Raw genomic sequence first — 20,923 nt, 5'->3', positions numbered from 1 at the left:
CGCCCGGTGCTCGTCGAGGGCCACACGGACAGCGTCGACCGTGGTCTGGTGGTCCGCCGCACGTTCGAACAACGTCGCCCAGGTCATAGCAGGAAGCAGTAGCTGAACGGGCAAAAAGCCGTGCCGTCTGTCGTCCGTCGGCCGCCTGTCTGACGGGCATTTATGTCTACCGGTAGCATTCCACCCGGTACGGGCGCGCTTCCACGGCTCCAGTGGATGTCGGTGCCACTGTGTGCCATCCTATCCTCCCCAGGCGCGCCCGGACACCGCGATCCTCCCTTTCATATTCTACTCCCCCCGGCTTTCGCCGCAGACAGCAAGCGCTATCGTCCTGAAAAAGAGACGACAACGCGGGATGCGGTCCCGGAATCTCAGGCTGACGCGTCGCCCCGGAGCGTCGCCCGAATATCGTCCAGTCCACCGGGGTCGGCCATGATCGCGACACTGTCGCCGGGTTCGATTTCCGTCTGTGGGAGCGGAATCGTCATCGGTTCGTGGTCTTTGCCGTGTGCGTAGATGTGTGCGTCTCCTGGTAGTTCCACCTCGACGACCCGTTTCCCGACGAACGGCGAGTCGTCGGGAATGCGGATACTCGCGACCGAGAGCTGTTCGGTCAGGTCTGCGAGGACGTTGAAGTCACCGCCCAGCAGTGCCGTCTTCGCGCCGGCCGCGCCCAGCCGCTCGGGATAGATGATCTCGTCCACGTCGGCGGCGTACTTCTCGTATATCTCCTCGCGGTAGTCGGCGTCGATCCGCAGAACGGTCCGACAGCCGAACTCCTTGCCGATCATACAGGCGGTGAAGTTCGTGTTCAGGTCGCCCGTGAGGCCGCCGATAGCGTCCGCGGTTTCGATGCCGGCGTCGATGAGGACGCTCTCCTCGTTGCCGTCACCCTGGATAGTCTCGAACCCGGTCTCGATGGCCCGTTCGACCTTTACGGGGTCGTTGTCGACGATAACAACCTCGTGACCCTCGCTCTGCAGAATCCGTGCGGTCCGGATGCCGACGCGGCCATAGCCAACGATAACGAACTTCATGGACGACGGTACGACGGCCACCATTAAAAATGTGAACGGATGACAGGGTGGCGCGCGTTAGCCTTCTGTCGTCGCGGCTTCTTCGGTCGCGTTGTCCGTTTCGTCAGTCTCGTCGCTTTCGTCAGTCTCCTCGGTTCCGTCTTCGGTCTCGTCTGCTGGCGGCTCTTCAGTCTCGTCTACTGGCGGCTCCTCCGTTTCGCCTTCGGTCGGCTCCTCAGTCTCGTTCGCGGGCGGCTCTTCCGTTTCGCCTTCGGTCGGTTCTTCAGTTTCGTCCGCTGGTGGTTCTTCGGTTTCGTTCGCGGGCGGCTCCTCGGTTTCGTCCGCTGGTGGTTCTTCGGTTTCGTTCTCAGCCGGTTCTTCAGTTTCGTCCGCTGGTGGTTCTTCAGTTTCGTTCGCTGGCGGCTCTTCGGTTTCGTTCGCGGGCGGCTCCTCGGTTTCGTTCGCCGGCGGTTCTTCGGTCTCGTTTTCGGTCGGCTCCTCGGTCTCGTCCGCTGGCGGCTCCTCGGTCTCGTTTTCGGTCGGCTCTTCAGGCGCGTCGATAGCAGACTCGATGGTGATCTCGGCGAACGCACCGTCGTCGCGCGTGAAGACGCTGTGGGTGTACGTATCCGGCTCGATATCAGTTGTGTCGACGGTGAACGTCACGTCCGTAGATTCGTTCGCGTCGAGGGTCACGGACTCGGAGGCCAGCGGCTGGCCACCCAGTCGGAACTCGACGGCCTGTGTCGTGTTGAAGTCGTTCGGGTTGGCGACGGACGCGTCGACAGTGATGTTGTCACCGGCGGTAGCGTTCGTCGGTGCGTCGAGGCTCTCCAGGGTGAACGATTCAGAGACGGTAACTGGAGCGACCTGCCCGTCGTCGCTGGTGAAGACACCGTGGCGGTAGTCACCGGGCGCGACGCCGGTCGTGTCCGCTGAGAACTGGACTGTGGTGGTCTCGTTGGGCTCAAGCGTGACGAGCGTCCGGTCGACGACAGCCCCGTCGAACCGGAACGCCACGGATTCAGTCACTGTAGTGTTCTCGTTGTTCGTGACCGTCGCGGCCACGTCAGCAGTCGAGTTCGGTGCGACGCTCTCCGGGGCGGTCAGGGAATCGACTGCGACGCCTGTGTTCCCGGCTTGTTCTGACGGCGATTCCTGTTGCGCTGTCACGCCCGGTACAGCCCCGACCTGTGCGGTGAGGCCGCCGACGACGAGTAGCGCAGCGAAAACGGCGAGTGTGCGTGTGCGTATCATGATGCGGTTCTGCGGTGATCGGAAGGCAATGCGAACGATGCAACGGGTGAGGGACACATAAACTGGCGAGACAGTTCAATAGGACATAATAACCTGCTAAGCCGTCATCTGTTACTGCCGGCTCGGGAAAGTGAGACTGAGCGACACTTACTCAGTGTTAAATTGTTTTGCTGGTGGTTAAGGTCTCGACGGAGAAGCGCGCGAGACAGTGTGTGACGCCGGAAAGCAGCCGCTATTACCGGTCAGTAGAAACAGCCATGTCACATCCCGACACACAAACGAGCGGCGCAGTGACAAGATGAAGAGTGCTACCGCTCCTGTGACGACACCCTTTCGACACCGGTTTACCCGTCGACAGTAGAGGATTCGATGACTATGCGCGTGACGTTTCTCGGGACGAGTGGGGCCGTGCCGACGACCCAGCGCAACACGAGCAGCATCTTCGTCAATCGCGACGGCGACTACCTGCTCTTCGACTGCGGCGAGGGCACACAGCGGCAGATGATGCGCTACGGCACCGGCTTCGCTATCGACCACCTGTTCGTCACGCATCTCCACGGCGACCACGTCCTCGGGATTCCGGGGCTGCTCCAGACGTGGGATTTCAACGAACGGGAGCGCGCCATCGCCATCCACACGCCGGCGGGCACGCGCGGGAACATCAAACAGCTCATCCAGGCCAACGGGACGACACCCTCGTTTCCCGTCCGCATCAACGAGGTGTCGGCCGGAGACGTAGTCCTCGACCGGTCGGAGTACGAGATCCGCGCCATCGAAACCGAACACCGGTGTGCTAGCGTCGGCTACGTCCTCGATGAGGACGACCGGAAGGGGAAGTTCGACCGGGAGAAAGCCGAAGCGGAGTTCGGTATCCCGCCAGGGCCGAAGTACTCCAAGCTCCACCGCGGTGAGGCCGTCGAACACGAGGGTGAGACTATCCAGCCGGAGGCCGTCGTCGGTCCAGCCCGTCCCGGCCGGCGATTCGTCTACACCGGCGACACGCTGCCGACAGAGAGCGTCATCGAAGCGAGCGAGGACGCAGACCTCCTCGTCCACGACGCTACCTTCGCCGAGGACCGGAAAGAGCGAGCGAAGGCGACGGCGCACTCAACCGCCCGGGAAGCCGCCGACGTGGCGCGGCAGGCCGGCGCGTCGACGCTGGCACTGACCCATATTTCGACCCGCTACGCCGCGAGCGCCGACGAGCTAGTCGACGAAGCCCGGGACGCGTTCGACGGCGAGGTCGTGCTCGCCGAAGACGGGATGGAGCGCCGTGTCGAGTTCCCGGACGCAGACGAGTACTGATGAGATAGTGCAGCATTTATTCCTCGAAGCGATAACGAAGCCATGACACACAGATTAGTCCACGTCGGTCTGGGGGGCCAGGGGTCCACCTGGGCGACAGACGCGATTCCGCCAAACGTTCACGACGACCGAATCGAGGTCGTCGCCGCGGTCGACACCGACCCGGAACGACACGAGCTGGCAGAGCAAGAACTCGGACTGTCGCCCGAGGAGTGCTACACCGACCTCGAAACCGCGCTCTCGGAGCGGCCGGCCGACATCTGTTCTATCGTGACACCGCCGTCGACCCACGAGGCCGTGGTGGAGACGGCACTCGCCCACGACCTGCATATCATCTCGGAGAAGCCGATTGCCGACACACTGGAGGCGTCGGTCCGGGTGGCCGAGAAGGTGGAGAAGGCCGGCAAGAAGATGGGGATCACGATGAGCCACCGGTTCGACCGGGACAAGACGACGTTCCGCCGGGCCGTTGAGGAGGCCGGCGACATCGATTATCTGACGGCTCGGTACACGGGCAACGTCCGCGAGCGAGGTTTCTACGCCGACTACGTCTACGAAATGGAGAACATGCTCCTGCTCGACGGCGCAATCCACCACCTCGACATCCTCGCGTCGCTGGCCGATTCGCCCTGCGAGCGGGTGTACGCCGAGACGTGGACGCCCGAGGAGGCCGACTACGACGGTGACTGCAGCGGCCTCGTGACGCTGCATTTCGCCGATGGCACCCGCGCCCAGTACGAGGGCAGTTACGCCAACGCAACGACACTGAACGGCTGGGGCCACGAGCAGTTCCGCGCCGAGTGCTCGGACCAGACGGTCCTCCTCGACCGCCGCGATGTCGAGCGGTTCCACGCCGACGCGTACGACACCGGGAACTTCGAGAGCATCGGCAAGGGCGACGGCGAGACGGTGCCGCTGGCAGAGCGGCCCCACTGGAAAAACGCCTGGCTCATCGAGCAGTTCTGCGACTGGATCGACGGCGGCGATCCGATGCCGACGAATGTCGACAGCGTCCTCCAGTCGATGGCCATCGTCTTCGCCGCCATTGAGAGCAGTGAAACCGGCGAGGCCGTCGACGTGCAGGCGCTGCTCGACGACGCCCGCGCGAACGCCTGATTCCGCGTTTTACGCCGATTCGCCGCGGAAGACCTCGCCGCAGGGCTCGTATTCCATCTCCTCACAGACAGCGGCGGCCACGTCCGCGCCCCACTCGCGTTCGACGAGGTGGACGGCGAGGTCCAGCCCGGACGTGACGCCGCCACAGGTCAGAACGTCATCGTCGTCGACGACCCGGGCGTCGACAACCGTCGCGTCGGTCGCCCGCAGGTCCTCGATTGCGCCGCCATGTGTCACCGCTGGCCGGCCATCGAGCAGGCCGGCCCGAGAGAGCACCATCCCGCCGGTACAGACGCCGGCAACAGTCGCACCGCGGTCGTGTGCCGCCGCGACGGCGTCGGGCAGGTCGCCGCGTTCGGTCTCCGTCCAGACGCCGGCCTCGCTTCGGTCGTTCCACCCGCCGCCAGCGACGACGAGCAGGTCCGGGGTCACGTCGGCGAGCAATCCGTCCGGTTCGACTCGAAGCCCGTGGCTCGCAGTGACCGTGTCCGAGTCGCGCACCGAGCGAAGCGTCACGTCCCACGACGCGCCAGAGCGCGCCGCGTTCTCGAACACCTCGTAGGGCCCGATGGCGTCCAGTTCGTCGAACCCGTCGAAGCAGGCGATTGCAACAGTGTCCATGCCCTCGATACGGCTGACGGCGAGAAATAGCCCGGTGGCTTCAAGCGACTCGGTACCATCCGACAGGCATCCGGAGTGTTCTTTGGGAGCGACGCCGAGCGAACAGGTATGTCCCATCCGTTTCACATCGTCGACGTGTTCGCCCGGGAGCGATACGCCGGGAACCAACTCGCCGTCGTGACCGATGCCGGCGACCTCCACGAGGACGAAATGCAGGCCATCGCCGCCGAGATGAACTACTCCGAAACGACGTTTGTTACCGGCGAGCCGACCGACGGTGCGTGGCCGGTCCGCATCTTCACTCCGGCGGCCGAGATACCCTTCGCTGGCCACCCGACGCTTGGGACGGTCCAGGTCATCCGGGATCATCTGGCCGACGGAAATCCCGAAACGGTGACGCTGGACTTGCCTGTCGGCGAGGTCCCGGTCGAAGTGCGAGAGCGCGACGGCCGCGAGATCCTGTGGATGACACAGCAGGCCCCCGAGTTCGGCGAGCAGTTGACCCACGAGGACCTCGCCGCCGTTCTCGGCCTGCCGGCTGACCGACTGGACCACGACTGGCCGGTCGAAATCGTCTCCACGGGGCTGGCGACGATTGTCGTCCCGGTGGCCGACCGCGACGCGCTAGAAGCCATCGACCTGGACCGCGACGCCTACGACGCCGTGACCGGCGACCGGGACGCGAAGAACGTCCTGGCGGTCTGTCGAGAGCCGCGAAGCGCCGATAACGACCTCGCCGTCCGCGTGTTCGCGCCGTTCTACAACGTGCCGGAGGACCCCGCGACCGGCTCCTCGAACGGCTGCCTGGCCGCGTATCTCGCCCGCCACGAGATGCTCGGGAGCCCTGCCGTCGAGGCCCGTGTCGAGCAGGGCTACGAGATGGGGCGACCGTCGCTGTTGCATCTCTCAACTGACGGCAGCGGCGAGGACATCAGCGTCCGAGTCGGCGGCAGCGTCGTCGCCGTCGCTCGCGGCGACCTGCTCTAAGTGGCCGTGACAGCCGGGTTTCCGGCACACTCATTTCGCCCCGTCCACAACGCCGCGGCATGGACCTCGCACACACCGCTATCTGCGTCTCAGACCTCGACCGCACGATGGATTTCTACGAGGCGCTGGGCTTCGAGGAGACGAATCGGTTCACGCTAGACGGCGTGGAGAACGTCTATCTCGGCCGAGACGGCGACGGCGACCTGCAACTGCGCTACGATCCCGACCGCACCACCCCGGTCGCGCCGAACCGCGCCGACGTGGACCACATCGCGTTCACCGTCGACGATGTCGAGGGGACCTTCGAGACGGCCATCGACGCCGGCGCTGCGCCGGTGCTGGAACCGACTGAAGTCGACGCTGCAGAGGCCTTCGCCGCCTTCGTCGAGGACCCCGAAGGGTACACACTGGAGTTCTACCGCTGGCTCTGAGCGGCGACGTCCGCAGCGAACGAGCAGTGCTCACCCAAGCAGGGAGCGAACCCGACCGCGCCATAGCGCTGCCGTCCGGGTGGCGACGAGTCGAGCCGGTTCGGACACCGCAGCGAGGAAGCCGCCGAAGCCGACGAGGCACGTCACAGCGGCCGCGCTGGCAACGATTACCGGGGAGAGGCCAGCGCGCGTGAGGCCGGCGACCGCACCGGTCGTGAGTGCGAACGAGACTCCGAGGCCGACAGCGAGGTACGCCGCAACCCTGGAATCCAGCGGAATCCGGCCGAAGACAGCCCGAGAATAGTAGATGACGTACCCGAAGACGACCAGATTCATGACGCCGTACCCGGCGGCCCCGGCGACCGCCCCGAACTCCGCCCCGAAGATCGTGGGCACTGGAACGCTGAACGCCAGTCCGTAGAGCTTCGTGCGGAAGCTCACGCTCGGTTTCCCGATACCCTCCATGGCGTGTGACGTGAGCGTCCAGAAGCCACGGAGGATGTTCACGCCGCCGACGAGCAGGACGGTCGTCGAGAAGACACCCTCCGAGCCGGCGAAAGCGATCCGCGCAACCACGTCGTGTGCGGCCAACAGGTAGCCGAAAACGACGAAGGTGACGCCCGTCCCGCCGGTGACCGCCCCGTCGAGGTACGCGAGTTGCGTGTCACCGGCGGAGGAGTCCCCGCTGACCTTCGTGAGCAGCGGGGAGGAGAGCCGCCAGGAGATCGTCGCCCCGAAGTCGGCGAACCGGTCGGCGGCCTCGTAGATCCCGACAGCCGCCGGCGTCGCGACGACGCCCAGCACGTACACCGGCATATTGTACGACAGACGGTCCAGCACCTGGTCCGGGACGCTCCACCTGGCAAAGTTCCAGGCGCGCTCGACGGCGTGTCGGTCCGGCAGCGTCGGGACGACGCCCAGCGCGACGGTCACGGGAACGAGCACCGCCAGCCGAACCCCGGCCACGACGAGCAGCAGGTCGCCGGCGGTCGTCAGTGTCGGGGCCAGCGCCAGCAGGATGATGAGCTGGATAGCGCTCTGGACGCCGTTAAGCCACGTCTGCACGCTCGGGTAGCCGATGGCACCGACCAGACTCGTCGCGACCATCGACAGTGCAACCGCAAGGGCGTACAGACCGACAGGCGCGAGCAGTCCCGGAGACACCACGGTATTGCGGACGATGACGCCGGCCAGCGCGGCCACAGCCACACCGGCGACGAGGAGATAGCCGAGGGCGAATAGCACTGCCAGGCCGAAATACGGGCCGACAGCTTCGCCCCGTTCGCTGCCGACTTTCTGCAGCGTCTGGCTGATGCCCCGGATCGGACGAAGGACGAGCGAGACCGAGATACTGACGAAGAAATACGTCCCAGTCGCTCCAGGCGATGTGACGAACGCGTAGACGATACCGCTGAGAACGAACAGCGTCGTCGAGAACAGCGCCCCGCTGGTCGTCCGAATAGAGGAGTCCAGCAGGTCTATCTCGTCGCCGTCACGCTGTTCGACCATCGACCGAGTATCAGGGCTGTGGGCGGGAAAACGGTGCGGTGGTTGCACTGGCAGGCGGAACAGCAATGTGACAGGCGCTGTCGCTCCTCACTCGCAGTCAGTCACAGAAATCCCCGCTCACGGCTCACTTTGTTCGCCGTTCGCGTTTCTGGAGGTTCTCACTTCGTTCGAACCTCACTACGCCAGGACTGGATTTGAACCGATGGCGAGACGTTCCGGGGTGCTCGCTTCGCTGTGCTCCCGGGGCTGCGACTCGCGTGCTCAAATTCCAGTCAGTGTACGTTTCGTGACTGCTGGCTCGCTCGTCGCTGTCGCTCCTCACTCGCAGTCAGTCACAGAAAACGCCAGGACTGGGATTTGAACCCAGAATCCCGAAAGGGAACACGCTTTCCAGGCGTGCGCCTTACCGTTCGGCCATCCTGGCACGTATTTCGAGAGTGCGAGGGCGGGCGATTAAGGGCTTTCGTTTCCGAACAGCCGGGGCTGCATGCGGTAAGAGGCCAGCGTCGCCCCGATACCGACGGCTACGGCGACGCCGGCTTTGGCTGATATCGACACCGGCGTCCCGGCCAGCAGTTCGTAACCCTGAACGAGAACCAGAAACGCGAGGCCCCCGACGACGCCCCACAGGAGGCTGGCCTTCGTTCGCGGGTCCATCAGCGCCCTCCGTTCCGTGCTGTTGTATCGGCAGGTACTGTCCGTGCGAGCCGTCGCATACACGAAGCGGTGGCCGCCGCGGCTAAAACCCCGCCGAAATCAGTCGAGAACAGTTCTCTCGGCGCGCTCTGGCTCGGGGGGCGAGACCCAGTCAGACGAGCACGTCGACCTCGTACCCCTCGTCGGTGAGCGCGTCGATGAGTTCGTCAACGTGGTCGTGGCCGCGGGTCTCCAGATCCAGTTCGACCTCGGCCGAACTCATCGCCACGTCGCGACTGGTCCGGTCGTGCTCGATGCCATAGATGTTGACCTGCTCGCGCGAGAGGACCTCGACGAGTTCCTCTAGCGCGCCGGGGCGGTCCTGAAGGACAGTCCGGATCTTGAGATAGCGGCCGGTCTCGACGAGGCCGCGCATGATGACGTTAGTCAACATGTTCAGGTCGATGTTCCCGCCACACAGCGCGGGGACAATCGTCTCGTCGTCCTCGAAATCGAACTTCTCCTCCATGACGGCGGCCAGCGCGACGGCACCCGCGCCCTCGGCGAGTGTTTTTGAGCGCTCTAACAGCGTCGTCAGGGCGACAGCGATTTCGGAGTCCGACACCGTCACGACCTCGTCGACGCGTTCGCTGATGACCTCGAACGTCTTTTCGCCGGTGGTACGAGTGGCAATGCCGTCGGCAATGGTCTCGACGCTGTCACGTTCGATACGGTGCCCCTTCTCCAGGGATTCGGCCACGCTGGACGCTCCCTCGGCCTGGACGCCGATGACGCGGATGCTTTCGTCCTTACCTTTGAGCGCCGTGGCGATGCCGCTGATGAGCCCGCCGCCGCCGATTGGAACGACGACCGTGTCCACACCGGGGAGGTCCTCGTAGATTTCCAGTCCGATGGTCCCCTGCCCCGCCATCACTTTCTCGTCGTCGAAAGCGTGGACGTAGGTCCGGCCCTCCTCGCGCTCGAGTTCGTGGGCGTGTTCGGCGGCCGCGTCGTAGTCCCGGCCGTGGAGGACCACGTTGCCGCCGTAGCTCCGGGTCGCCTTCACCTTCGAGACTGGTGCTCGTTCCGGCATCACGATTTTCGAGTCGACGCCGATTCGCGTGGCGGCCAGTGCAACTCCCTGAGCGTGGTTGCCGGCGCTCGCCGTGACGACACCGGCTTCCCGTTCAGCGTCCGAGAGCGACGCGATGCGGTTGGTCGCACCCCGTATCTTGAACGACCCCGTGCGCTGGAACAGTTCGAGCTTGAGATGGATATCCGCGCCTGTCATCGCCGAAAACGTGTGCGAGTAATCGAGCGGTGTGTGCCTGGCCGTTTCAGAGACGGTGTCCTGTGCCGCGAGGACGTCCTCAAATGAGAGCATGGGAGTGGCTATTCACCGGACCATGTTATACTGTCGGCCGACCATGCGGCATCGACGGCCGCCATAGCCACGACTGCTCGGGTAGTGTCCTGAAACGGAAAGGGGGAGCGTGTGACTGCACGCGGGAGAAGGAACGCGATTAACTTAAATCCCGTCGTAGCGCGGTGAAAGTGAAAGTGCGGGACAACGGCCGGGTGAGAAACTCTCCCTGGCGCTCGTTTCCTGAGAGGGCCGTCGACTAGCCGGACAGAACTGTTTTACACTCGGTATCCCAGAACGTAGTAGATGGATACCTGGCAGCGACGAACAGCGCTGTACGTTCTCGGCCTCGTTGGCATCATCCTAGCCTATGCGCTGGCCTACGACTACGGGATGTCGGCCTTCGAGAACGAGCCGCGCACGTTCCTGAAATCGCTGCAAATCGTCGTAGAGACGTTTACTACGACTGGCTACGGCTCGGATGGGGACTGGCAGAGCACGGAGATGTTACTACTCATCATCGTGATGGACATCACCGGCGTCGTGCTCATCTTCCTCGCATTACCGGTGTTGCTGTTTCCGCTGTTCGAGGAGGCAATGGAGACGAAAGCCCCGAATACGGTCGAAAACGGACTCAGCGACCACGTCGTCATCTGTCAGTTCTCTCCCCGCGGTGAGACACTCGTCACCGAACTCGACACCTGGGACGTCGACTACGTCATCGTCGAGCCGGACCGGAACCGGGCCAACGACCTCTACGAAGACGGGTACTACGTCATCCACGCCGACCCGCAGTCCGTCGACGGGCTCGAGCGAGCCCATCTGTCGTCCGCCCGCGCGGTCGTGGCCGACGCGTCCGACCAGGTGAACACCAGTATCATCCTCACCGCCCGTGAAGTCGACGAGTCCGTCCAGACCGTCAGTGTCGTCAAGGAGCCCGACCGGGCGAAGTACCACGACCTCGCCGGCGCCGACGCCGTCCTGTCGCCGCGTGGACTGCTCGGTGAGAGCCTCGCGAGCAAGGTCACGACCGGCGTCTCGACGACGCTCGGGGACTCAATAGAAATCGGTGAGGACTTCGACATCGCCGAACTGCCGATCCACCGTGGGAGCGACCTCGTCGGAACGACGCTGGCCGACAGCGGCATCCGCGAGGAGACCGGCGTCAACGTCATCGGCGCGTGGTTCCGTGGCCAGTTCGTGAGTCCGCCCGACCCCGACGCCGAACTCGACGGCAGTACTGTCCTGCTGGTCTCGGGGACCGAACGTCAGCTGGAACAGCTCAAGGAGATGACGCTTTCTAGCGTACACGGCTTCCGCCGCGGGGAGACTGTCATCATCGGTGCCGGCGAGGTCGGCCAGACGATCACGGCGGCGCTCACGAACGCCGGGGTGCCGCACACAGTGCTCGATCAGACCGACGAGCCCGGCGTCGATGTCGTCGGCGACGCCACGGAGCCAGACGACCTGCGACACGCTGGCGTCGGCGCAGCCAGAACGGTTATTCTCGCCCTATCGGAGGACACCGACACCGAGTTCGCGACGCTGGTCATCCGTGACCTCAACCCGGACGTCGAAATCATTGCCCGCGCCGAGGAAAGCGAGAACGTCCAGAAGATGTACCGGGCGGGCGCTGACTACGTCCTCGCGCTGTCGACGGTCAGCGGCCGGATGCTCGCCTCCACGATCCTCGAAGACGAGGACGTCATCTCGATGGACCAGCAAGTCGAGGTCATCCGCGTCGCCGCTAACGGTCTCGGGAATACGACGATCGGCGAGGCCGATGTCCGCTCACGGACGGGCTGTACGGTCGTCGCCATCGAACGCGACGGTGCAGTCATCACTGACCTCGGTCCTGGCGTGACTATCGAACCGACTGACAAGCTCGTCATCGCCGGCACCGACGACGGCGTGACGCGGTTCAAATCGACGTTTGGCTAACCACCTTTTTCCGCCTCGGGTGCGCTTCACGCACCGCTCGGCGCAAAAACGTGGTCTTGCTGAGCGGAGCAAAGCAAGGCTCGAAAGACGAGCCTCGCGAGTCTTTCGGTGGCGAAAAAGGCCGAACGCTCGCTATGCTCGCGTTCGGTGAACCGCTCACTTCGTTCGCGGACAGTCGCTACGCGTCCGTTACCGCAGAGTTCGATATTGGAGAGACTCGACAGGAGATGCATCTTGGGCCGATTCCGAGAACCGGCGGCGTCGCCGCTGGACGCTGGCCGCCCTGCCCTTCCCCGGTTCGCGCGATGAAACGCGCTCACGGCCACGCGGTAGTGACAGGCTACGGACGACTGACAGCGGGAGCGCCTTACCGCTCGTCCAGCGGCACGAACTCCGTCTCGTCGGGGTTCTTGCCGACGTAGCGGGCACGCGGTCGGATCAGACGGTTATCCTCGATGTACTCGAAGACGTGGGCGACCCAGCCGCCGACGCGGGACATCGCGAAGATGGGGGTGTAGATGTCGATGGGGATGCCCATCTGGTAGTACGTCGACGCCGAGTAGAAGTCGACGTTCGGGGCCAGCCCCTTCTCTTCCATGAGGTAGTCCTCGATAGTGGTGGACATCTCGTACCACTTGAGCGTCCCGGCGGCCTCGCCGAGTTCCTTCGAGCGCTCGCCGAGAATCTTCGCGCGCGGGTCCTTGACGTTGTAGACGCGGTGGCCGAAGCCGGAGACGCGGCGGCCCTCGTCGAGGGCGTTCTTGACCCAGTCCAGCGGGTCGGATTCGGCGTCGTCGACCTCCTTTAGCATCTCCATAACGTCCTGATTGGCCCCACCGTGGAGCGGCCCCTTCAGGGTCCCGATGGCGGAAGTGACCGCGCTGTGAACGTCCGACAGCGTCGACGCCGTCGTGATAGCCGAGAACGTCGAGGCGTTGAGGCCGTGGTCGGCGTGGAGGACGAGCGCCTGGTCGAACACGTCGGCGAGCACGTCGTCGGGCTCCTCGCCGTTGAGCATGTACAGGAAGTTCGCGGCGTGGTCGAGGTCGTCGCGAGGTGCGACGGGTTCCTTGCCGTCGCGGATACGGGTGAACGCCGCGATGATGGTCGGGATCTTGGCCGTGATTCGCCGTCCAGTTTCAAGATTGACCGTCTCGTCGGTCGGTTCGGCGTCCTCGGGCGCAGGGTCGAACGCCGAGAGCATCGACACCGCAGTCCGGAGCGCTGCCATCGGGTTCTCGTCCGCTTCGGCGAGTTGTCGCACGGTCGAGATGACGTCGTCGTCCACGCCGCGCGCGTCCACCATCGCCTGCTTGAACTCGGAGAGTTCGTCCCGGTTCGGCAGGTGGCCGTGCCAGAGCAGGTACAGCACCTCTTCGTAGCTGGCACCCTTCGCAAGGTCCTCGATGGTGTACCCCCGATACACGAGTTTGCCAGCGTCGCCGTCGATAACGCTGAGTTCGGACTCGGCGACGATGACACCCTCGAGTCCCTTCTTGAGGTCGTCGGACATACGCAATCAGTTCCCTACCTTCCGGGAAAAACATTTTCTTTCCGAGCGTGTGTGGCACAATGTCAGGAACAGTTATTGGACGACTGTCCATCTGATTACCGGTCTATTTGGGTCGATACCCCAACGTAGCACCCACACTGGTATGCAAACGGCCAGTCGTGGCTGACAGCGGGGCGCGCTATCTCTCCACACAGTGAGGAACGTTTTTGCTCGGGGCCATCGAATCGACGGCCATGGACCCGACAGGGACGGTCGAGTACGAACCGGTCAGCGTCAAGCAGGTGCTGGCCGAGATGAAAGACACCGCCGAGTTGCTCATCGACCTCTCGTACTCGGCTGTCCTGCTGGGTAGCGACGACGTGGCCGCGGAGGTGCTGGAGTTAGAGGAAAAGATGGACGTGCTCCAGTTGCGCGCACGCATGAGCCTCCTGATGGCCTGCCGGTCGACGGCGGACGCGGAGTCGCTGGCCCCCGTCCTGGGGATGGTCGGGGCCGCCGAGAAGATCAGCGACGCGGCCGGCGACATCGCCAAAATAGTGCTAGAGGATATCGGCCTGCCAGACACGATGCGGGCGGCCCTGCCCGAAGCCGTCGAGACGCTCGTGCGGGCGACAATCGGTTCGGACTCTCGGCTAGCCAATGAGACGCTGGGGAGCCTGAACCTCGAAACCGAGACCGGCGTCCGCGCGCTGGCGATCCGCCGGCAGGGGAACTGGCTGCTCAACCCCGACCGGGAGACGCGCCTCGAAGCGGACGACGTGGTGCTGTTCCGGGGGCCAGAGGCCGGCATCGCCGAGGTGTATCAGGACGCGACCGGCGACGTGTACGAGCCGCCGGAACCGCCGGAGGGAGGCGTCCGGGACCTCGAACGCGCCGTCGACTCCATCGTCCTGATGAAAGACATGGGCGAGCTGGCCGTCGATCTGGCCTACGGCGCGGTGCTGTTCGACAGTACGGAAGTCGCCGAGGAAGTCGTCGAACTCGAAGCCGAGGTCGACGCGCTGCAGTCCCGGTTCGAGGCCTGGACGCTCCGGGCCGCCGCCGACATCGACGACCCCGTGTCGCTGCGAGGCCTCGTCCACCTGGCCCGTTCGACGGAGGTTATCTCCGACGCCGCGCTGGAGATGAGCGAGGGGGTTCTGCGGGGACTGTCGACCCATCCGGTCGTCGCCGAGGCCGTGCAGGAGTCCGACGAGGTCATCGTCCGGACGGCGGTGTACCCCGACAGCGACCTCGCTGGGACGACCATCGGCGACGCGGCGGTCAAGACGGCGACGGGTATGCGGATCATCGCGATACGTCGCGGGGCCGGGGAGAGTGAACGGACCGGGCGCGAGGGCGGCGACTGGGTCGTTTCGCCGGGCCCGGAAACGCAGATTCAGACGGGCGACGTGCTCATCGCGAAGGGGACTCGAACCGGCGGCGGTCGGCTTACAGAACTGGCCGAGGGAAAATAGCGTTCTGCTACTGTCTTGCGAGTCGCACAGCAGACACGGCCGTAAACAGCGCCGTCAGCAGACCGCCCAGCGACGTCGCGAGAACGAACCCCAGCGCCACGTAGAACCCCATCGGGCGCTGGGTCCCCGGCAGGACGAACAGGGCGAACAGCCCCGCCGTGAACAGGCCGGCGAGTACGAAGCCGATTTTCGCGTTCCGTGGCACGTTCAGCGCCGCGACCATCGCCGCTTTCCCGCTCTGTGGCTCGGACTGGGACACACCTGTCGATAGGGGTGGCGGCCCCAAGATGCCGTCGGTCCGGCGCAACTGCTGGCGAAATCCGAACCAGTAAAGGCTCCCAAGGCAAACGTGGGAACAATGGTTACTTTCGGTACGGCGACCGCCGCCCCCGGTGAGAAAGACACGGGGCGGCTGGAGGTCGGTGAGACCCGCGACGGGTCGACGTTCGGGCTACCGGTCGCCGTCGTCAACGGTGTCGACGACGGGCGGACCCTCTACATACAGGCGGCCAGCGACGGCGACGAGTTGAACGGCGTCGGCGTCATCCAGCGAACACTCCCGCAGCTCGACCCAGCAGAGCTGTCCGGAACGATTCTAGTCTGTGGCGTCGTCAACTACCACGCGTTCCAGGTCGCCGAGCACCGCAACCCGATCGACGACACGAAGATGAATCGGGCGTATCCGGGCGACAAAACGGGGACGTCGAGCGAGCGCATCGCCGCGGCGACGTTCAACGCCGCCATCAGCGCCGACTACGTGCTCGACCTACACCAGGGGTCGACCTCGCGGATGATCGACGAGGTACGGGTCCGGTGTGGCACCCGCCACCGCCTCCACGAGGAGTGTCTCGAACTCGCGAAAGTGTTCGGCTGTGGCTACATCCTCGACCAGAAAGGCCCCGACGGGCAGTTGGCTCGCGCCGCCCCCGACGAGGGCGTGCCGACAATCGACCCCGAACTCGGCGGCTGTGTCGGCTGGGATGAACAGTCCATCCAGCGGGGCGTCGACGGTGTCTTCAACGTCCTGCACTACTACGGCTTCCTCGATGGCCACCATGACACGCGCCCCCAGACCCGCGCCTCCGGATTCGAACAGTACGGCTCCCCCGTCGGCGGCCTGATCGACCTCAAGCCCGACCTCGGCGACCGCGTCGCCCGCGGCGAGACGCTGTTCGAGGTGACCGACGTGTTCGGCGAGCCGAAGGCCGAAATCACCGCCGACTCCAGCGGCGTGTTCTGGCGCGCCCGCCGGCTCCCGCAGGTCGCGACCGGCGAGTACGTCTGCTCGGTCGGGACGAACGTCGACACCTACTGACAACCACTTTTTACTTCGGAGAGTGTCCTCGGCCGCGGTGCGGCCTGTGGGCACCCCCTCGCAAAACGTGGGAAAAAACGCGGGACCTCGCTACGCTCGGTCCCGTGAAACGCGGCGCTTCGCGCCGCGTATGCTCGCTTGCTGACCTGCCTTTCCCCGGGGCGGCCGACGGAGCGGCCGCCCGGCCATCGCTCCGTGCGCTCCGCCAGCCCAGCCACAGGCACCGACTACCGCGCCACAGACGCCGCCAGCTTTTGGACCGTCCGCATCCGAGTGGGACCATGCGCACCTGTAGCGTCTGCGACCGGGAGTACCCCCGTGAGGAACCCTGGCGGTGTTCCTGCGGGGCTCCGCTTGATTACGCCAGCCAGCCCCTGCCCGACAGCCGACCGGCGCAGTTCTCGCGAACCAGCGGCGTCTGGGACTTCGCTGACTTCCTCCCCATGGACGAACGGGTCAGTTTAGGCGAGGGCTGGACGCCGCTGGTCGACGCGCCCGGGTGGGACGCCACGTTCAAACTGGAGTATCTCCACCCGACGGGGAGTTTCAAGGACCGCGGCGCGGCGACGGTCATCGCCGAAGCGCTCGGAGTCGGAGCCGACCGCGTGCTCGAAGACTCCTCGGGCAACGCCGGGCTGGCAGTCGCGTCCTACGCGGCACGGGCGGGCCTGGACGCGGAGATATACGTCCCGGCGAGCGCGAAGGAAGCGAAGGTTCGCCGCATCGAACGGACCGGAGCCGACGTGGTCCCGGTCGAGGGGAGTAGAGAGTCCGTAACCGCGGCCTGTATCGACGCCGTCGAGAGTGGGGCGGGCTGGTACGCCAGTCACGCCTGGAACCCCGCGTTCTTCGCCGGGACGGCGACGGCCGCCTACGAAATCGCCGCCCAGAGAAACTGGAGCGTGCCGGACGCCGTCGTCACACCGCTCGGTCACGGGACGCTGTTTCTCGGCCTCTACCGCGGGTTCCGGGCACTGGAGCAAGCTGGATGGACGGACGCTATCCCGCGTATACTGGGGACGCAAGCAGTCGGGTACAGTCCCATCGCCGACGAGGAGGGCAGTACACCGGACGACGCTGCTGCCAACGACCTCGCTGACGGGATCCACATCCGCGACCCGCCGCGTGCCCAGCAAGTACGACACGCCATCGACGAAACCGGCGGTGCCGCCGTCGCCGTCTCCGCGGCGGCAACCGAGCGAGAGCGCGACCGACTCAGTGGGGCAGGGTTTCACGTCGAGCCGACGTGTGCGACGGCGACGGCTGCGCTCCTTCAGTTCAGAGAGCGGGGAGAACTCCAGGACGGTGACGACGTGGTTGTTGCGTTGACCGGACGGAACGACTAACCTACCGCATCAGCAGTGTCGAGACCGGAAAGTCGGCATCGACGGAGAGCCACTGGTCCTCTACGTCTGTCGTGTCGACATCCGGCGCGTAGCAGATGAGTCGCTCACTGCCGTCGGGACGGGAGCGTACCACGGCAGGTAGCGTTCCCTCGTCAACGTCAGCCGCTGCCGTCACCGCACTCGTCGACCGGGTATCGGAGTCCATGTCTCGATTCACGACAGGTATCATTATTGTTACCTGTCGGTTATCGGGCGTAAGGGCTACTGAACGTCGTCAAGCGGAACGAGAAGGTCCGACGAAACGGCCAGCCAGTTCGCTTCCAGTTCGGAGGGCGTGCTGCCGGGCGGATACAGGATTGAGCGCTGGCCGCCGCCCGCAGCCGGCTCGTGTTCGACAGTCAATAGCTTCTCGGCGGCCTCGCCGTCCGTCGTATTTCGCCGGTGGGTGTCTGCCCCTTCGGTGCTCATGGCCGCACATAACGGTATATCAATATTGTTATCCGTAGTCTAAATCGAGGTATATCCCCGTATTACCGGAATATTCGTGGTGCTTACTCGACGGTAGCCGGTTCGAACCAGATAGAAGACAGGACCAGGGCCACGATTGATTGTCGGGTGGGATGTTTACGCGACGATGTCACACCGCATTCGAATTGTCGGATCTGATTTCCGGATAATGTCGTCCCCGAGGTCGAGAGAGACCGGTACACCGCGACGCTAATCGGTCTCAGCGGGACGGGTGAGTGGGCGCGTCGAACCCGCCACGGACCAGCGGCTTCGCGATGTGGCGGCGTGCAACCGGCGGCACTTCGTACCAGCCGCGTTCCAGTCCCCGCTCGATTGACTGCTCGACCTTGCCGTCGGCGCTGGTCCCGCAGTCCCGACACCGATAGCCCTGGTTCCGGCCGGCGGATTTCATCGACCGCCCACAGTCCGGGCAGTCCGGCGTGACGGGTTCCGTCCGAACGAGTTCCCGGACCGCGAACTTCTCCAGTTTGAGCGTGCCGTCAGTCACTTCGCCACAGGCGGTGATTCGGTCGCCCACCCTGAGCGAGCGGACCCGGTCGCGAAAGCCCTTTGTCGGCTCGAAGGCCGCACAGTCGAGGGTCGTATCGTCGCCCTCGAGCGTAACGAACACATGCCCGCCCTCCCGCGTTTCGGGGGCGTCGACCACGTCGCCGGTGACGCGGTAGGCGCTGTCAGCCGTGACCGCGTCGACAGCGGCGTCCTGTAGATGGACGTCCGTCCCCTGGTTCGTCACGAACGTCGCTCGCCGGGCGATGGGTTCGCTGTCGATCGCGTCGGCAACGGCGCGGCAGGCGTCGGGGTCGTCGCCGCGGATCCCGTAGAGAATCGGACACGGCGTCCGGGGAACGCAGACAGGATAGCCCGATGCACGGTCGACAGTGTCCCACACGTCGGGGTAGTACTCGGCCGCTACGTCGCGGACGCTCTCGCCGTCGACCGCCCGCTCAGTTCCCCACCGGTCTCGCTCCCGGTAGGCGATGTGTTCGTAGGTCCAGTCCGACAGCGCGGCCCAGGCCCCGACCGCCGCGAGCGCGCCGACGAGCCCGCGGCCGTTGCCCCGCTGACAGCGGGCGAACCCGACCACGTCAGCTAGCGTCGTCGCGGCCATCGGGTCCTGTATCGACTGGATTGTCTCGCAGGCGAACGTTGCGACCTGCGGTGGGACGTCTTCGGGGTCGCAGTCCGCGACGATAGCGCCGGGGTTGGTCCGGGGGTCGTCGGTCTCGGCCATGTCGAGCACGTCCCCGGCCAGTTCAAGCGCCGTGTCGGCGTCGAGGTCCGTATGCACTGCCAGCGCCGCGTTCCCGCGGGTCTTGTGCTCAACGGCGGGGTTCAGTCGGACGAGGAGCAGTCGCTCGACGGTCCCCCCGGCGTCGTGTATCGACTCCGCGAGGCTGGCGGCGGCGTAGGTCGTACACATCCCCCGCTCGCGCGAGTCCGTATCATCGAGGCCGACGACAGTCACAAGCGCCTGTAGCCCCGAAACGGTCAAACCCCTTTCGTCACGCTGTCGGTAGGAGCCTGAGAGGTCAACGAACGGCGCAATGCATATAATGGGTGAGCGGGCTAGACTCAGTAGAGGTACAGAGTACTATGTCACGGTCGGCGCTGGTGGAAAACGTCATGGCGATGCTCGAAGACGCTGGCTTCCTCGTCAGCGACCGCTGTGCGATTCGTCCGAAGAGTTTCGACATCGCTGCCCGTCGCGGTGAGGACGTGTTGCTCCTGAAGATACTGGGCAACATCGACGCCTTCGACGCACAGACCGGGGGCGAGATGCGGCGACTGGGCACGTACCTGAATGCTACACCGATCGTAGTCGGACTCCGGACCCGTGACGAGGAACTGAAACCCGGCGTCGTCTACTTCCGGCACGGCGTCCCCGTGCTGTCGCCCGACACCGCGATGGACCTGTTCGTCGAGGAGGTCCCACCGCTCATCTACGCCGCGCCGGGCGGACTCTACGTCAACATCGACTCCGAGATTCTCGCTGACGTGCGCGAGAACCGCGACTGGTCGCTCGGCCGACTGGCAAAGGAACTTGGCGTCTCCCGACGGACGGTCTCGAAATACGAGGACGGAATGGACGCTTCCGTCGAGGTGGCCGCCGAACTGGAGGACCTGTTCGACGCGCCGCTGACCTCGCCGGTGAGCGTCCTCGACGGCGCCGAGGAAGTCCGTGACGACGAGCCGACACCGGACGACCCCGCCGTCGCACCGGAAGACGAGCCGATTGTGACGGTATTCACTCGTATCGGCTTCGAGGTCCACCCGACGGACCGCGCGCCGTTCAAGAGCGTCAACGAGAGCGACGACGAGCACGGGCAAGTCCTTGCCGGTCACTCGGCGTTCACCGAGACGGCCGAGAAGCGAGCCCGCATCATGTCCTCGGTCGGCGAGGTAACCCGGACTCGGTCGGTGTACGTCGTCGACGAACTCCGACGGGAGTCCGTCGAGGGGACCGCGCTCATCGAGAAAGAGGAGATGGAAAACATCGAGGACGCCATCGACCTGCGCGACCTCATTATGGAGCGCGGCGAGGAACCCGAGGAAGTGGCCTGAGCGGGCGCTCTCAGTCTTCG

Annotated in this window: 20 protein-coding genes and 1 tRNA gene; 9 read left to right on the top strand and 12 right to left on the bottom strand. The window is 65.0% G+C overall.

The window, feature by feature from the left end:
* Window positions 1-371: 371 nt before the first annotated feature.
* Entirely contained in the window at window positions 372-1,037 is a 666-nt protein-coding gene (locus GJ630_RS11965) for a TrkA family potassium uptake protein (RefSeq protein ID WP_050007497.1), read from the bottom strand.
* Window positions 1,038-1,094: 57 nt separating this feature from the next.
* A complete protein-coding gene (locus GJ630_RS11960) occupies window positions 1,095-2,273 on the bottom strand; it encodes a hypothetical protein (protein ID WP_191449952.1) in 1,179 nt (392 codons plus the stop codon).
* A 369-nt stretch (window positions 2,274-2,642) separates the two neighbouring features.
* Between GJ630_RS11960 and rnz the strand changes: the two genes are divergently transcribed.
* Entirely contained in the window at window positions 2,643-3,578 is a 936-nt protein-coding gene (gene rnz / locus GJ630_RS11955; protein ID WP_191449951.1) for a ribonuclease Z, read from the top strand.
* A 42-nt stretch (window positions 3,579-3,620) separates the two neighbouring features.
* The gene (locus GJ630_RS11950) at window positions 3,621-4,694 is read left to right on the top strand and encodes a Gfo/Idh/MocA family protein (RefSeq protein ID WP_064288609.1); all 1,074 of its coding nucleotides are present in this window, start codon (window positions 3,621-3,623) and stop codon (window positions 4,692-4,694) included.
* Between the two features lie 9 nt (window positions 4,695-4,703).
* Here GJ630_RS11950 and GJ630_RS11945 read toward each other — a convergent pair whose 3' ends face one another.
* Window positions 4,704-5,432, bottom strand: a complete 729-nt coding sequence (locus GJ630_RS11945) for a DJ-1/PfpI family protein (protein WP_014041551.1) — start codon at window positions 5,430-5,432, stop codon at window positions 4,704-4,706.
* Between GJ630_RS11945 and GJ630_RS11940 the strand changes: the two genes are divergently transcribed.
* Both GJ630_RS11940 and GJ630_RS11935 read left to right on the top strand, forming a co-directional pair.
* Entirely contained in the window at window positions 5,424-6,302 is an 879-nt protein-coding gene (locus GJ630_RS11940) for a PhzF family phenazine biosynthesis protein (RefSeq protein WP_191449950.1), read from the top strand. The two genes, GJ630_RS11945 and GJ630_RS11940, sit on opposite strands and share 9 nt — an antisense overlap.
* 59 nt (window positions 6,303-6,361) lie before the next feature.
* A complete protein-coding gene (locus tag GJ630_RS11935) occupies window positions 6,362-6,733 on the top strand; it encodes a VOC family protein (protein ID WP_129755732.1) in 372 nt (123 codons plus the stop codon).
* 30 nt (window positions 6,734-6,763) lie between these two features.
* On the opposite strand, the gene GJ630_RS11930 is transcribed toward GJ630_RS11935, so the two are convergent.
* The 4 genes from GJ630_RS11930 to ilvA all read right to left on the bottom strand — a co-directional run bounded on the left by GJ630_RS11930 (window position 6,764) and on the right by ilvA (window position 10,262).
* Entirely contained in the window at window positions 6,764-8,242 is a 1,479-nt protein-coding gene (locus GJ630_RS11930; protein ID WP_191449949.1) for a transporter, read from the bottom strand.
* Window positions 8,243-8,584: 342 nt separating this feature from the next.
* Window positions 8,585-8,666, bottom strand: a tRNA-Ser gene (locus tag GJ630_RS11925).
* Between the two features lie 29 nt (window positions 8,667-8,695).
* Window positions 8,696-8,899 (bottom strand): hypothetical protein, encoded by a 204-nt coding sequence (locus tag GJ630_RS11920; protein ID WP_014041554.1) that lies wholly within the window; start codon window positions 8,897-8,899, stop codon window positions 8,696-8,698.
* Between the two features lie 151 nt (window positions 8,900-9,050).
* Complete coding sequence (gene ilvA / locus GJ630_RS11915; protein ID WP_014041555.1) at window positions 9,051-10,262, bottom strand: threonine ammonia-lyase; 1,212 nt, start codon at window positions 10,260-10,262, stop codon at window positions 9,051-9,053.
* A gap of 285 nt (window positions 10,263-10,547) precedes the next feature.
* On the opposite strand from ilvA, the gene GJ630_RS11910 reads away from it, so the two are divergent.
* On the top strand, window positions 10,548-12,182 hold the full coding sequence (locus GJ630_RS11910; RefSeq protein WP_014041556.1) for a TrkA family potassium uptake protein: 1,635 nt from the start codon (window positions 10,548-10,550) through the stop codon (window positions 12,180-12,182).
* A gap of 367 nt (window positions 12,183-12,549) precedes the next feature.
* Here the strand turns inward: GJ630_RS11910 and citZ are convergent, their stop codons facing one another.
* Window positions 12,550-13,695 carry a citrate synthase gene (gene citZ, locus GJ630_RS11905; RefSeq protein WP_014041557.1) on the bottom strand — a complete coding sequence of 382 codons (1,146 nt, stop codon included), beginning with the start codon at window positions 13,693-13,695 and terminating at the stop codon, window positions 12,550-12,552.
* Between the two features lie 233 nt (window positions 13,696-13,928).
* On the opposite strand from citZ, the gene GJ630_RS11900 reads away from it, so the two are divergent.
* On the top strand, window positions 13,929-15,152 hold the full coding sequence (locus GJ630_RS11900; RefSeq protein ID WP_044952068.1) for a potassium channel family protein: 1,224 nt from the start codon (window positions 13,929-13,931) through the stop codon (window positions 15,150-15,152).
* Between the two features lie 7 nt (window positions 15,153-15,159).
* On the opposite strand, the gene GJ630_RS11895 is transcribed toward GJ630_RS11900, so the two are convergent.
* Window positions 15,160-15,375, bottom strand: a complete 216-nt coding sequence (locus GJ630_RS11895; protein WP_044952071.1) for a hypothetical protein — start codon at window positions 15,373-15,375, stop codon at window positions 15,160-15,162.
* A 135-nt stretch (window positions 15,376-15,510) separates the two neighbouring features.
* Here GJ630_RS11895 and GJ630_RS11890 point away from each other — a divergent pair, with 135 nt between their 5' ends.
* Together GJ630_RS11890 and GJ630_RS11885 are read left to right on the top strand one after the other, a co-directional pair.
* Window positions 15,511-16,467 carry a succinylglutamate desuccinylase/aspartoacylase family protein gene (locus tag GJ630_RS11890; protein ID WP_050037195.1) on the top strand — a complete coding sequence of 319 codons (957 nt, stop codon included), beginning with the start codon at window positions 15,511-15,513 and terminating at the stop codon, window positions 16,465-16,467.
* Between the two features lie 281 nt (window positions 16,468-16,748).
* Window positions 16,749-17,813 (top strand): pyridoxal-phosphate dependent enzyme, encoded by a 1,065-nt coding sequence (locus tag GJ630_RS11885; protein ID WP_191449948.1) that lies wholly within the window; start codon window positions 16,749-16,751, stop codon window positions 17,811-17,813.
* A gap of 1 nt (window position 17,814) precedes the next feature.
* On the opposite strand, the gene GJ630_RS11880 is transcribed toward GJ630_RS11885, so the two are convergent.
* The 3 genes from GJ630_RS11880 to GJ630_RS11870 all read right to left on the bottom strand — a co-directional run bounded on the left by GJ630_RS11880 (window position 17,815) and on the right by GJ630_RS11870 (window position 19,806).
* The gene (locus GJ630_RS11880; RefSeq protein WP_023843450.1) at window positions 17,815-18,042 is read right to left on the bottom strand and encodes a hypothetical protein; all 228 of its coding nucleotides are present in this window, start codon (window positions 18,040-18,042) and stop codon (window positions 17,815-17,817) included.
* 32 nt (window positions 18,043-18,074) lie between these two features.
* Entirely contained in the window at window positions 18,075-18,281 is a 207-nt protein-coding gene (locus GJ630_RS11875) for a hypothetical protein (RefSeq protein WP_014041563.1), read from the bottom strand.
* A 259-nt stretch (window positions 18,282-18,540) separates the two neighbouring features.
* Window positions 18,541-19,806: a tRNA(Ile)(2)-agmatinylcytidine synthase gene (locus tag GJ630_RS11870; protein ID WP_050037198.1), complete on the bottom strand. Its 1,266-nt coding sequence runs from the start codon at window positions 19,804-19,806 to the stop codon at window positions 18,541-18,543.
* Window positions 19,807-19,934: 128 nt separating this feature from the next.
* On the opposite strand from GJ630_RS11870, the gene GJ630_RS11865 reads away from it, so the two are divergent.
* Window positions 19,935-20,903 (top strand): transcriptional regulator, encoded by a 969-nt coding sequence (locus GJ630_RS11865; RefSeq protein ID WP_014041565.1) that lies wholly within the window; start codon window positions 19,935-19,937, stop codon window positions 20,901-20,903.
* The last annotated feature ends 20 nt before the right edge of the window (window positions 20,904-20,923 follow it).

This window comes from Haloarcula sp. CBA1122, assembly GCF_009741785.1.
Lineage (GTDB): Archaea > Halobacteriota > Halobacteria > Halobacteriales > Haloarculaceae > Haloarcula > Haloarcula hispanica.
Note: the sequence above shows the minus strand (reverse complement) of the source record. Positions and strands in the feature narration are given on the sequence as shown.